This window comes from Marinitenerispora sediminis, assembly GCF_003336425.1.
GTDB lineage: Bacteria > Actinomycetota > Actinomycetes > Streptosporangiales > Streptosporangiaceae > Marinitenerispora > Marinitenerispora sediminis.
The window spans coordinates 1-12271 of record NZ_QEIO01000057.1; the positions used below are offsets into that span (position 1 = coordinate 1).

Here is a 12271-nt window from a genome sequence, read left to right on the forward strand (position 1 = left end):
GGGCTGGGCTGGGCCCGACTGACCGCGGTGGGCGGACCAGCGTCCGGCCGGTATCGAAACCGCCTACCGGGCTCCCCCCGGCTCCGCTTCCCCCGGCCTCCGGCCAGCGCCCGCGGCCCCACGCCGGGCGGTCCGCTCGCGGAGGGTGCTCAGCGACCGCGCCGCGGCGGCCATCCGCCAGCCGCCCGCCTCTGGCTCCCCCGACAGCTGGTCCTCCACGCCCCCATGCGGGTCGGCGCCCGCGGTGGCGGGCCGGGCGGTGTGATCCCGACGTCCTCCCCTCGGCTCCGCCACCCGCCGGAGGCCGCCGCGGCCACCACGGGCGCGGCGTCGGGGAGACCGGCAGGACGGTCGCGGTGAGCACGGCGGCGGACCGCACGCGTACCGCGGCACGGAGCGGGCGGTCGTCCCGTCCCCGGGGAATCCGGATCCGGTCAGGGGCTCCGCAGCCGCCCTCTGACCGGAATAGAGTGTGAGGTGCCCCTTCTCCCTGCTCGCGCAGAAAGTTCCCCCCTGTGGACACCCCCCATGAGGTCTCGCCGGGCCCCGACGCCCGCATGGAGCCGGGTCCCGACGCCCGGCCGCAGCCGGGTCCCGCGGCCCGGCCGGAGTGGCCGCCGCCCGCACCGCCGCGGCGCGGTGCGGCGCCGGTCCTGATCGCCGCCGCCGGCTCAGCCGTGGCCGCGCTGGTCGCGCTGGTCATCTGCGTGGCGCTCGTGGTCGCCTCCCTGGACACGCCCGCAAGCGCCGCGGGCAAGCCGAGCTCCTCGGTACCGCATCCGGGCCACCCCCGGCCCGCTGCGGAGGTCGTGCTCGACGACCACCCCGTGTACGACCTGGCCGGCCCCCGGACCGCCGCGTGCGCGGAGCCGGACCTCGACCCGGACTCCGCGAACTCGTGGGAGGGCTTCAACTCCGAGATCGGCGCGTGCCTGGACGACGTGTGGTTTCCGACGCTCGTCGACCTCGGTGTGCGCCCCGCCTCCCCCACCCTGGTCGTGCTCGACGACAACGACGTGGACGGCGAGGACGAGACGGCCATGACCCTGGCCTACTACGACGACTGGGACCAGACGATCAACGTGGTGATGCCCAGCGTCACCGAGATGTCGGAGACCGTCCCCGGTGCCGACGACGAGGGCGTCTGGGTGGCCCTGCTCGCGCACGAGTACGGCCACCACGTGCAGGCGCAGGTCGGCATCCTCGACCGCTCCTACATCGAGGAGGAGAAGGCCGAGAACGAGGCGGCCAGCCTGGAGATGCTGCGGCGCACCGAACTCCAGGCGGAGTGCTTCGGCGGCGCCGCACTGCGCGCCCTCGACATGTTCTCGCAGCGGGACGCCGACGCCATCAACGAGGCGTTCAACGGCGGCGACGACCTGGACACGCACGGCACGGAGGAGAACCGCAAGTACTGGTTCCTCCAGGGGTGGAACGGCAGCACCGTGGAGGACTGCAACACCTACGGCGCCGACGCGCGGCTGGTGAGGTAGCGGGCGGGAGCCGCTCCGGCGATCCGCAGCGGCCCGGCCCCGCCTGCGTCGGCCGTACCGCGAGCGCGGGCGGCGGGGCGCTCCCCGGCCCGGCGCGGCCGAGGCTGCATCGCTCCTCGGGGCCGAGGCCGTCCCGACGTCGCCGCCCGCCCGGAGCGCCGGAGCGGCCCGGGCGGCGCCGACCGAAGAACCACCGGTGCCGCCGCGCCCCTGGGCCGTCCCGGCACCCCGAGGGCCCGGCGGCCGACCGCCCGCCCCACCAGCCGACGGCCGGAGGTCCACCGGACCGGGAACGCCCGCCGGCGGCGCCGCGGTCCCGCGCTCCGGGGCTCGGCAGGGCAGTCGGAGCGCCGGGACTCGCCATCTCCGGCCCCGCGCCGCGATGATGGCGGACATGGACAACCGACGACTCGTGCGGCGCTCGAAGTTCCTCGCGCGCGTGCTGCGGCACGAGCCCGAACTCCTCGGGCTCACGCTCGACCCGGCCGGGTGGGTGGCGGTCGACGACCTGCTCGCCGCCTGCCGCCGCGCCGGCGTCGAACTGACCCCCGCCGACCTGGACGAGGTGGTCGCGCGCAACGACAAGAGCCGGTTCGCCTTCAGCCCCGACCGGCGGCGCGTCCGGGCCCAGCAGGGGCACAGCGTCCCGGTCCGGCTGGACCTTCCCGAGACGGTGCCGCCCACCACGCTGTACCACGGCACGGTCGGCCCCTCGCTGCCCGCGATCTTCACCGAGGGGCTGCGCCCGATGGCCCGGCACGACGTGCACCTCTCCCCCGATCCGGAGACGGCCCGCCGGGTCGGCGCCCGGCGCGGCCGACCGGTGGTCCTGCGCGTCGCGGCCGGCCGCATGCACGCCGACGGACACGCCTTCCGGGTCAGCGGCAACGGCGTGTGGCTGGTGCCCGCCGTGCCCGCGCACTACCTGGACGTCCTGCCGGAGGACCCGGCGGGCTCCTGACCTACCGCGGGGGACGCGGCCCGAGACGACGCTGGCGCTGAGCCGGTCCCGGATCACCGGCGCGCTGCGCGGTCGGCCCGGTCGGGGCAACCGCCCCGAGGCCGCCGAGCGCCCCGATCGGATAACGCTGTCCGCACGGATGTGCGGGAATCGGCCCGTGTTCGTCCCGGATGGTGGCGCGGGACCGGCCGCCTGCTCTATTTTCTATACACGATCGTATGCGTATAGAAAAGAGGAGGCACCGTGGACCAGGTGGCCGTGCTGATCACCGGGGCCGGGCCGACCGGGCTGACGCTGGCCTGCGGACTGGCCGCGCAGGGTGTCGGGGTCCGTGTCGTCGACCGCGCCGACGGCCCGGCGTCGACATCGCGGGCCAACATCCTGCACGCGCGGGGCGTGGAGGTGCTGGAGCGCCTGAAGGCCGTCGGTGACCTGCGCGAGCGGTCGCTGGCGCCGGTGGGGATGCGGATGCACGTGCGGTCGCGGCCGGTCGCGACGATGCGGTTCGCCCCGGACGCCCGCGAGTCGGTGCAGGCGCTGTTCGTCTCCCAGGCGCAGGTCGAGGAGCGGCTGCGGCGGCGGCTCGGCGAGCTGGGCGGCAGGGTCGAGTGGGGCATGACGGTCACCGGGGCCGCGCAGGACGCCGACGGGGTGACGGTCGAGTTCGCCGACGGTACGCGCGTGCGGGCGGGCTGGCTCGCCGGTTGCGACGGCGCGCGCAGCACCGTGCGGGAGGCCGCCGGGATCGGCTTCCCCGGTGTGCCGGTCGTGGAGAACTTCCTCCTGGCCGACGTCCATGCCGACTGGGACCGGGACCGGACCGTTTCGGCGGGGTTCTTCCACCGCGACGGGCTGCTGCTGGCGATCCCCATGCCAGGCGGGGGCGACGGCGGCGACCTGTGGCGGCTCATGGCCGACGTGCCGGCCCTCGATCGCCGCCTCAACGACGCCGACATCATCGCGCGCTTCGAGCAGCTCCTCGCCGAGCGGACCGGCCGGAGCGGGGAGCGCATCCGCGACGCGGTCTGGACCTCGGTCTTCCGCATCCACCGCAGGCTCGCGGCCGACTACCGCGACGGCCGCGTCCTGCTGGCCGGGGACGCGGCGCACATCCACAGCCCGATCGGCGGCAGGGCATGAACACCGGTATCGGCGACGCCGAGAACCTCGCATGGAAGCTGGCGCTGGTGGTGCGCGGCAGGGCGGCCCCGGCACTGCTCGATACCTACACGGCCGAGCGCCGCCCGCTGGCCACCGAGGTCCTGCGCACCACGACGGCCAACACCGAGATCCTGGTCGGCGAGAACGCGGCGGCCCGGTTCGCCCGGGACCGGCTCTTCGTCCCGCTCCTCAACTCCCCCTGGGTGCAGCGCCGGGCGACGCGCACCGCGTCGCAACTGGGGGTGAGCTACCGGCGAGGTCCGCTCGGCGGCCGGGGCCGCGGCCTCCGCCCGGGCGACCGCGTCCCGGACCGGGAATGCTCCCGCGCCGACGGAAGCCGCACGCGGCTGCAGACCGAACTGTGCCCGGCATGGGTGCTGCTCGCCCGACCCGATGCCAGCGTCGACGCGCTCGTGGACGCGGCCCGCCGCCATCTCGGGCAGGACGTCACCGTCCTGCTCGACCCCGGCGCCTCGGGATCTCCGCAGCTGGTGCGGCCCGACGGGCACCTGGGCTGGCGCGGCGACGACCCCGACGCGCTGCGCCGCTGGTGCACCAGCGTCCTGCACACCAGGATGGCCCCATGACCTCCCAGACACCGCACCGCAGGGGGCCGGGGCGCCCCCGCGATCCCCACGCCGACTCCGCCATCCTGCGCGCGGCCGTCGACCTGCTCATCGAGCGCGGCATCGACCAGACCAGCATGGAGGGCATCGCCAAGCGCGCGGGCGTGGCGAAGGTGACCGTCTACAAGCGCTGGAGCACCAAGGAGGACCTGCTCGCCGACGCGATCGAGAAGGTCCGCGACGACCTCCCGAGTGTCGACCCGGAGCACGCGGCCAGCGGACTGCCCGAGCTGCTCGAAACCCTGCTGCCCCGGTGGGGCGAGGCGCTCGCCGACCCCAGATACCGGGCGCTGTCGGCACGGCTGCTCGGCGCCGGCCCCGGCCACCCGGCGCTGCTGGAGTCCTACTGGCACCATCACGTACTCCCCCGCCGCGAACGATCCCGGGTGCTGCTCCGCGAGGCCCAGGCCCACGGCGTGCTGGCCCCCACCGCCGACATCGACATCCTGCTCGACATGATGGCCGGGGCGATCATCCACCACCTGCTCCTCGAACCCGGCGACCCGCACCCCGAGCAGGTCACCCGGTACCTGCGCAGGCTGCTCCGCCAAGCGGGCCTCACGCTGCCCGCCTAGCCCGGACGCCCGCCGGGCGGTCCGCCGCGTTCCCGGGCGGTACAGGCGCTCCGGCCGGCCCGGCCCCCGCCGGTCGCGCGCGGCGGCCGGCGGAGGCTCGCTCGCGTCACACCAGGGACTGGCCGCCGTCCACGGTGATCACCTGGCCGGTCATGTAGTTGTTCGCCATGAGGAACAGGGCGGACGCGCCCGCCTCGGCGGCGTCGCCGAACCGGCCGAGCGGGAGGCCCGCCCCGACCTCGGCGACGGCGGCGTCACCGCCGAGCCCGAAGCCGCCGCGCAGCAGCGGCGTGTCGAAGGCTCCGTAGCGGACGGTGTTCACCCGCAGCCGGCGCGGCGCGAACTCGACGGCGAGCGTCCTGGTGAGCGTCTCCACGGCGCCGGTGGCCACGACGGGGGCGCTCATGTTGGGGGCCGGGCGGATCGCCAGGTTGCCGGAGGTGAGGGTGATCGACCCGCCCGCCGGCAGCCGGCCCGCCGCGACCTTGGCGACGGCGAAGGCCCCCCAGATCCGGGTGAGGAGCACCGGGCGCAGGTCGTCGCGGGAGACCTGCTCGACCGGTCCGGCGCCTTCGAGCCCGCCGGCGGTCACCAGGACGTGGTCGACCGATCCGGCGCGGTCGAAGACCTCCGCCAGGGCGTCCTCGTCCGCGCCGTCGGCGGACACCCCGAGGACCGCCTCCGCGGGCCCGTCGCCGCGGACCCGGGCGACCGCGTTGTCCAGCCGGGCCCGGTCGCGGCCGACCAGCACCACCCGGGCACCGACCTCACGCAGCAGGACGCCGGCCGCCAGACCGATACCCGAGCTGCCGCCGACGATGACCGCGGTGGAACCGGTGAGCGCGCTCGGCAGCGGGGAGCGCACCGGCATGGGGGCCGTGGGGGCGGACGTGGTCATGATGACTCCTCATGAAATAAACCATCCGTTTGGTTTAGGACAGCTTGCCGGGGCGCGGCACCGAAGTCAACCGGATGGTTTAATTCAGGGCATGAGCTACGACGCAGAGGCGACCCGGCGGCGGATCCTGGAGGCCGCCATCGCCGAGTTCGCCGCCCACGGACTGGCCGGGGCCCGGGTCGAGCGCATCGCCTCCGCCGCCCGGGCCAACAAGCAGGCGATCTACCTGTACTTCGGCGGCAAGGAGCAGCTGTTCGGCACGGTCGTGCAGGCCAAGGTGGACGAGATCTGCCACACCGGCGCGTTCACCCCCGACTTCGTGGCCGAGACCGTCGGGCAGCTCTTCGACTGGTACCAGGAGAACCCGGACCTGGTCAGGCTGGTCCTGTGGGAGGCCCTGGAGACCCGCGGGAGCACGGTGCACGGGGAGGAGGAGCGCCGAGCCATGTACCGGGCCAAGGTCCGCTCCTACGTCGAGGCCGGAGCGGGCGCCGAGGTACCGGAGCCCGAACGCACCCGCGCCGTGCAGGACTGGGTGTTCACCATCCTCGGCCTGGTCGCCTGGAACTTCGCCGTGCCCCAGCTCTGCCGCCTCGTCCTCGACGAGGACGACGAGGCCGCCGCCCTCGCCCGCCGCCGCGAGGCCGTGGTGGCCGCCGCCCTCGCCCTCGTCGCGGACACGCGGCAGGCCCCCGCGTCCGCTCCGCTCCCGCCGTGAGCCGGCGCCCGCGGTCCAGCTCGACCCGGGCACCGGGCGCCGGGCAGGTACGACGGCGGCGGCAGGTCCGGGACCCGGAGTGGCGGCCTCGACCCGACGCACGTCCCCCGCGGTCGGCTCGGAGAGCGCCGACGAGCCGCTGCCGCCGCGCCGGGCGGAGTCCCGCCCCGCCGCGGGCGGAACCGCGGGGTCAGCCGGCGAGCACCTTGTCCAGGAACCGGTCCAGGTTGGCGAGGGTGCGGGCGACCTGCTCGTCCAGGGTCAGCGACTCCTCGTAGCGGTCCACGAGATCGGACGTCTTCTTCCCCCGGACGTAGAGCGGGCAGGCGAGGTCGGCGCACACGTAGGCGCCCACCGTGTTGCCCTGCCGGCCGGCGGCGCCCACCCGGCGCGCGGTGAGCAGCGACACCCCCTGCCCCGCGTGCGAGGTGAGGCAGAAGGAGCAGACGGTGGTCTTGGTGAGTCCGCGCTTCACCGCCGGCGGGACGCGCAGCACCACGCCGACGAGGTCGCCGTCCCGCTCGGCCACGAGGTAGCCGCGGTCCGGCGCGCCGGGGTCGCGCCAGCCCAGGAAGTCGAGGTCCGGCCAGGGCAGCTCGGGCAGGCGCCGGGGCAGGCCGAGCCGCCGCGCCTCGCCCTTGGAGCAGTTGACGAAGGAGCCGCGGATCTCGGAATCGGTGAGGGCACGCATGGTGCCGGAACCTAGCAAACGGCCGATCGGCCCGTCACCTGGTTTTCGGGGGTTGACGTGCGGTCGCCGTGCTCCGGGTCGCCCGCCGACGTTGGGTGGGCGGCCTGGGGCCTCCAGGCCGCGGGCGCGTCCGTGGACGTACGGAAGCGCGCAGCGTCCCGCGACGGCGCCACGCCGAAAGTCCGTTTGTAGTCGCGGCTGAACTGCGCCGGGCTCACGAACCCCACGGCTGAGGCGATCTGGGCGAGCGTGCCGGCCTGGGCGACGATCTGCCGCCGCGCCTCGTGGAGGCGAACGGTCTTGAAGTAGTTGCCCGGACTGGTGCCCGTGATCTTCCGAAATTGCCGATGGAACGTTCCCACGCTCATGTTGGCGTGGGAGGCCAGATGTCCGACGTTGATCGGCGTATCGAGGTGATTCTGCATCCACTCGGTGACGCCCTCGATGCGGGTCAGGGCCGACTCGGCGTGCAGGAGCCCGCGGAGCGCGTCGCCGACCGGACCGGCGAGCAGCCGGTAGTAGATCTCCTGCTTCACTCCGGGCCCCAGGATCAGAGCCTCGGTCGGATTCGGCAGGAGCCGCAGCAGCCGGAGCGACGGCTCGAGAACCGACTCGGGCAGGGAATCGACGGCGACGGATTCCACGTCCTTCTTCGGAGAGGGCGGCATCTGTGCCACCAATGCCGACAGGAGGGGCCGGTCGAGGGAGAGTTCCAGGGCGACGTACGGCTCCGCGGCGGAAGCCCGTGTCACCTGGACGAGTGCCGGCAGGTGAGCGCCCACGATCACCAGGTCGCCCGCGCCGTACACGATCTCCCTGGACCCGACGACGACCCGCTTGCGACCTTGGAACGGCAGGTGGAGCACCGGCCGGAACACGATCGACATGGGTTCGGTGGGGGACCGGGTGACATGTACCCGCACACCCATCTCGTCGTGCTCGACCCGCCCGCCGGCTTCGTCGAGGGCCGCCCTCACGATGTCGCCCGTGACGTCCATGTGCACCCCTTCCTCGACCGAGCCGTCGCACACACCACATTCTCGGCCTACGCACCTGGAGAGCGGGCCGAGCAGGAGCCGCCCAGCCCGTTCGCCGGCTTTCGAGTTCTCCGTCTCGGCTACTGCATGTGAGCGGCGAACCACTCGAGCACCCGCTCGGGACTGCGCTGGAAGTACGTGTAGCCGTCCCATCGGCGGGTCGTGTCGCGAATCCAGAACATCGACTTCTGCTCCGCGCCGATGGCCTCGAAGGCTTCCTCTAGGTCGTCGGGGCGGGTGATGCGGTCGTCGTGCACACCGTAGGTGAGCGTCGGCATCGTGACCGACGGTGCCCAACGACTCGTCTTCCCGTCCTCCAGCCGTACGCTCGCGATCGTGCCGACTCTGCGATCCACCTCGTCGGCCTTGTCCCCGAGGCCCATCGCCTCGAGGGTCGCCTCCAGGAACGCCCGCGGAGAGAGCAGGAGCGGCGCGACCAGGCAGGCGATGCCGTCGAAGGCGCGGGGGTGGGCGTGGGCGGCTCGGAAGGTCGCGTTGGCGCCCATGCACCGAGCGAAGACGCCGAGCGTCATGCCGGCGAGATCGGGCCGAGATCGGATGTACTCCAACGTGCCGATCACGTCCCGAGCCTCGAACTTGTTGTTGGACGCCAGACCGCCGTTCGCGGCACCGCTGAGACCGTGGTTCCGGAAGTCGAAGGCCAGGACGTTGTATCCGTTGTCGTGCAGGATCTTGTAGTCGAGAGTGAAGTCGATCTCGGTGTCGTTTCCGGGTCCGAATGCCGATTTCCACGGTTCGAGGTGCGCGGGGAAGCCGTACCGGTTGAAGCCGAACGCGTGCATGGACACGATGAGCCTGCCGGATCCCGCGCACGGGATGAACCACGCCTCGAGGGGCGTGCCGTCCGACGACGGGTACGTCACTTCCTCGAAGTCGAGGCCGGTGTCGGCGGGTGTGCGCAGGAGCGGGGATCGCGAGGAGTGGGCGAGCCCCTGGGCGAGGGCGTCGAGGGTGGTATCCGTGTTCGGGTCGATGGCGGGAGCGGTGTTGGTCATGAGCCATGAGCTCCATGTCGCAGATATGAAGGGTCTGGCCCCGGAAGCTCGTGATCTGTGAACGCGAGCACTCCGACGGACCTCTCCAACCGTAGGTTCGGCTCGCGCTGGAACGAATGCCGCTCACTCCCAGATACTTGCCTGATCCTGACATGGCCGGCCGGGAGCACCCCTCGGTCTACGCGGCGGCGGTCGGGGGCCGGCGGCTCAGCGCCCGATCGCCTCGAAGAGCTCGTCCCACCCCAGCAGCTTGACCCGCTCGCCGCGGCCGAGGTCGGCGGCGCGGCCGGCCTCGGCGGCGTCGATGGCGAGCCAGTCCCGGTAGTCGGTCGCCCGGGCTCCCGCCTCGGCCAGCACCCGCTCGACCGGCACCCGCTCGCCGCGGCGGGCCCGCAGCTCGGGGGCGTCGTCCAGCAGGGCGCGGACCGTCGCGGCGGCGTCGGACTTGTTGGTGCCGATCACACCGGTGGCGCCGCGCTTCAGCCAGCCGGCGACGTAGTCGCCGCGCCGCACCCCACCGCCGGGGTCGAGGACCCGGCCCTCGGCGTGCGGGACGGTGCGGCCCGCCGCGTCGAAGGGCACGCCCGGCAGCGGGACACTCGCGTAGCCGACGGAGCGCAGCACCATGCCCACCGGGAGCCGCTCCCGTTCACCGGTGCCGACCAGGCGGCCGTCCTCCGCGAGCTCCGTGCGCTCCACCTCCAGCCCGCTGACGGAGTGCTCCCCCAGGACGGCGGTCGGCCGCACCCAGAACCGCACGTCGACGCGGCGCGGCCGGTCGGCCGGCTCGCGGGCGGCCCACTCCTTCAGGATCTTGAGGTTGGTCCGGGCGGCGCGGGCGGCGTGCAGCATCTCCTCGCCGCTGGGGTCGATGTCGAGCTGCTCGGGCCGCACGACGACGTCGGCGTTGCCGAGGTCTCCGAGGTCGCGCAGCTCGTTGGCGGTGAACTTCGCCTGCGTGGGGCCGCGCCGGCCGAGCAGGTGGATCCGGCGCACCTTGCTGGCGGCGAGCACGTCGAGCATCGGCTGCGGGATGTCGGTGCCGCGCAGTTCGTCGGCGCTCTTGGCCAGGATGCGGGTCACGTCGAGCGCGACGTTGCCGACCCCGATGACCGCGACCTCCTCGGCGTCGAGCAGGAAGCGCTCGACCTCGGCGTCCGGGTGGCCGCAGTACCAGTTGACGAAGTCGGTGGCGGCCACGCTGCCGGGCAGATCCTCACCCGGGATGCCGAGCCGCCGGTCCACGGCCGCCCCGGTGGCGTAGACGACCGCGTCGTAGGCGCGGGCGAGGTCGGCGCGGGTGACGTCGCGGCCGAACTCGACGCCGCCGACGAACCGCACGTCCGGGTGCTCCAGGACCCGTCGGAGCGCGCGCGCCACCCCCTTGATGGTGGTGTGGTCCGGCGCGACGCCGTAGCGCACCAGTCCGTAGGGGGTGGGCAGCCGGTCGAGGATGTCCACGGCCACGGCTTCGCGGTTCTGCCGGGTCAGCGCGTCCGCCGTGTAGATGCCGGCGGGGCCCGAGCCGATCACCGCCACGCGCAGGGGGTCGGGAGTGGTCATGCCTCCATTGTCCCGCACGTCACGGGGGAACGGCGCGCCACCGGACAGACCTCACGAGCCGTTCGGGAACGGGCCGGGGCGTTAGCGGAAGTCGAACTCCCCGGCGCGGACACCGGCGGTGAACGCCGCCCACTCCTCACGGGTGTAGACGATCACGGCTCCGTTCGGGTGATGGCTGTGTCTGACCGCCACGCGGCCGGAGCCATCGTTCAGCGGACCCGCCTCGACTACCCCCTCCGTTCTCGCTGAACGTACTGATGCGCCACACCGTCTTTGACAGCAGGTCCGACGATTCGCGCGGACCGGTCACCGGAAATCGAACTCCCCGGCGCGAACACCGGCGGTGAACGCCGCCCACTCCTCACGGCTATAGACGATCACGGCTCCGTTCGGATGGTGACTGTGCCGGACCGCGACCCGGCCCGTGCCATCGTTCAGCGGACCCGCCTCGACACAGCTGATGCCACCGTTGTTGCTGTAGCTGCTGATGTGCCACGCGACCGTAGCGCGCTCCTTCTGGGACAGCTCGGTGGGCCTCCGATTGGTCGTCACGCTAGCTCCTCGATCAGCGCCGACATGAACCCGATGGAATCTTCTGGATCGAGACAGACTCCCTGCAGCCGATCGTACATTTCAACTATCGGCTCTGTATCAGGCGCCTCTATGTAGATCGCCCCCTTTGGCGTCTCAACATAGGCGACTTCAGGATACGGCTCAGCCATGCGGAACAGGCTGAATCCTCCGGAAGGGCTGGCGTGGGCACCAACCGAGTAGGGCAGCACTCGAAGGTCAATGGAAGGTCGTTGCGCTAATTCGCTGAGGTGAGTGAGCTGGGCTACAAGAACTTTCGGCCCTCCGACTGGGCGGCGCAGCACCGCCTCATCGAGCACGATGCTGAGATCCGGTATGTGATCGTCGCGGTCAAGGAGTGCACGACGTTTCATCCGCAGCTCGACGCCACGCTCAATGTCCTCATGCGTTGCTTGTGGCTCAGCGGCAGTCATGACCGCCCTGGCGTATTGATCAATCTGAACGATGCCCGGGACAACCGTGTTCTCGAAAAGCCTCTGCTCAACGGCCAGCTCTTCCAGCCAGACGAAGTCCACGAACCAGCCCGCGACATCGCCGCTGTATCCGTCCCACCATCCGGTCTGCCAGACGTCGTCGGCGATCTTGAGCAAGCCGGCACGCTGCCGGGCGTCGTTAACTCCGTAGAGATCAAGGAGCGCAACCACCTCTGCCCGACGGATCGGATAGATGCCGCTTTCGAATCGGCTGATGGTGCCCGAACTTCGTTGCAGGTACTCGCCGACCTCCTCAACCTTCATACCGTTCTCGTCGCGCAGCTCACGCAAGCGCTGACCAAGCCAGCGTCCACGTAGTGTGACCCGTTTTGGCCGCCCGACCGGCATCGCACCCCCAATCTTCTGCACATTCTTTCGCTGAAAGATTTGTGCGGATGAACGTTGTCACGTAGCGTAGCAGGTCGTGAGGTGAGCGTAACGACGCCTGTCGCGACCTCGCTGGTCGAG

The 12271-nt window shown here is 72.4% G+C and carries 12 protein-coding genes and 1 pseudogene; 5 read left to right on the forward strand and 8 right to left on the reverse strand.

Going from position 1 to position 12271, the window contains the following annotated elements; translation table 11 throughout:
• Positions 1-515 precede the first annotated feature (515 nt).
• From DEF28_RS13075 to DEF28_RS13090, 4 genes and pseudogenes are all read left to right on the forward strand, one after another.
• On the forward strand, positions 516-1493 hold the full coding sequence (locus DEF28_RS13075) for a neutral zinc metallopeptidase (RefSeq protein ID WP_147280052.1): 978 nt from the start codon (positions 516-518) through the stop codon (positions 1491-1493).
• A 394-nt stretch (positions 1494-1887) separates the two neighbouring features.
• Positions 1888-2454, forward strand: a complete 567-nt coding sequence (locus DEF28_RS13080; protein ID WP_114396074.1) for an RNA 2'-phosphotransferase — start codon at positions 1888-1890, stop codon at positions 2452-2454.
• Positions 2455-2712: 258 nt separating this feature from the next.
• Positions 2713-4202, forward strand: a pseudogene (locus tag DEF28_RS28420) (FAD-dependent monooxygenase).
• Positions 4199-4816, forward strand: a complete 618-nt coding sequence (locus DEF28_RS13090; protein WP_114396050.1) for a TetR/AcrR family transcriptional regulator — start codon at positions 4199-4201, stop codon at positions 4814-4816. The pseudogene DEF28_RS28420 and the gene DEF28_RS13090 overlap by 4 nt, the downstream one beginning before the upstream one ends.
• Positions 4817-4922: 106 nt before the next feature.
• Here the strand turns inward: DEF28_RS13090 and DEF28_RS13095 are convergent, their stop codons facing one another.
• Positions 4923-5714, reverse strand: a complete 792-nt coding sequence (locus DEF28_RS13095; protein ID WP_114396051.1) for an SDR family NAD(P)-dependent oxidoreductase — start codon at positions 5712-5714, stop codon at positions 4923-4925.
• Positions 5715-5805: 91 nt separating this feature from the next.
• Here DEF28_RS13095 and DEF28_RS13100 point away from each other — a divergent pair, with 91 nt between their 5' ends.
• Positions 5806-6432 (forward strand): TetR/AcrR family transcriptional regulator, encoded by a 627-nt coding sequence (locus DEF28_RS13100; protein WP_114396052.1) that lies wholly within the window; start codon positions 5806-5808, stop codon positions 6430-6432.
• Positions 6433-6622: 190 nt separating this feature from the next.
• Here the strand turns inward: DEF28_RS13100 and DEF28_RS13105 are convergent, their stop codons facing one another.
• The 7 genes from DEF28_RS13105 to DEF28_RS13135 form a co-directional block, all read right to left on the reverse strand.
• On the reverse strand, positions 6623-7123 hold the full coding sequence (locus DEF28_RS13105) for an FBP domain-containing protein (protein ID WP_114396053.1): 501 nt from the start codon (positions 7121-7123) through the stop codon (positions 6623-6625).
• 11 nt (positions 7124-7134) lie between these two features.
• Entirely contained in the window at positions 7135-8121 is a 987-nt protein-coding gene (locus tag DEF28_RS13110) for an AraC family transcriptional regulator (protein WP_158562810.1), read from the reverse strand.
• A gap of 119 nt (positions 8122-8240) precedes the next feature.
• Positions 8241-9176, reverse strand: coding sequence for an alpha/beta hydrolase (locus DEF28_RS13115; protein WP_114396055.1), 936 nt, complete (start codon positions 9174-9176; stop codon positions 8241-8243).
• A 207-nt stretch (positions 9177-9383) separates the two neighbouring features.
• A complete protein-coding gene (locus DEF28_RS13120) occupies positions 9384-10739 on the reverse strand; it encodes an FAD-dependent oxidoreductase (RefSeq protein ID WP_114396056.1) in 1356 nt (451 codons plus the stop codon).
• An 81-nt stretch (positions 10740-10820) separates the two neighbouring features.
• Positions 10821-10952, reverse strand: coding sequence for a DUF397 domain-containing protein (locus tag DEF28_RS13125; RefSeq protein ID WP_199493264.1), 132 nt, complete (start codon positions 10950-10952; stop codon positions 10821-10823).
• A 93-nt stretch (positions 10953-11045) separates the two neighbouring features.
• Positions 11046-11291 carry a DUF397 domain-containing protein gene (locus DEF28_RS13130; protein WP_199493259.1) on the reverse strand — a complete coding sequence of 82 codons (246 nt, stop codon included), beginning with the start codon at positions 11289-11291 and terminating at the stop codon, positions 11046-11048.
• Complete coding sequence (locus DEF28_RS13135) at positions 11288-12172, reverse strand: helix-turn-helix domain-containing protein (protein WP_233515279.1); 885 nt, start codon at positions 12170-12172, stop codon at positions 11288-11290. Before DEF28_RS13135 ends, DEF28_RS13130 begins: the two co-directional genes overlap by 4 nt.
• Positions 12173-12271: the final 99 nt, after the last annotated feature.

Bases quoted from the DNA above. Each gene is read 5' to 3' on its own strand.
- DEF28_RS13110 (WP_158562810.1), bottom strand. From the start codon at position 8,121: ATGGACGTCACGGGCGACATCGTGAGGGCGGCCCTCGACGAAGCCGGC.
- DEF28_RS13115 (WP_114396055.1), bottom strand. From the start codon at position 9,176: ATGACCAACACCGCTCCCGCCATCGACCCGAACACGGATACCACCCTC.
- DEF28_RS13100 (WP_114396052.1), top strand. From the start codon at position 5,806: ATGAGCTACGACGCAGAGGCGACCCGGCGGCGGATCCTGGAGGCCGCC.
- DEF28_RS13105 (WP_114396053.1), bottom strand. From the start codon at position 7,123: ATGCGTGCCCTCACCGATTCCGAGATCCGCGGCTCCTTCGTCAACTGC.
- DEF28_RS13080 (WP_114396074.1), top strand. From the start codon at position 1,888: ATGGACAACCGACGACTCGTGCGGCGCTCGAAGTTCCTCGCGCGCGTG.
- DEF28_RS13090 (WP_114396050.1), top strand. From the start codon at position 4,199: ATGACCTCCCAGACACCGCACCGCAGGGGGCCGGGGCGCCCCCGCGAT.
- DEF28_RS13095 (WP_114396051.1), bottom strand. From the start codon at position 5,714: ATGACCACGTCCGCCCCCACGGCCCCCATGCCGGTGCGCTCCCCGCTG.
- DEF28_RS13120 (WP_114396056.1), bottom strand. From the start codon at position 10,739: ATGACCACTCCCGACCCCCTGCGCGTGGCGGTGATCGGCTCGGGCCCC.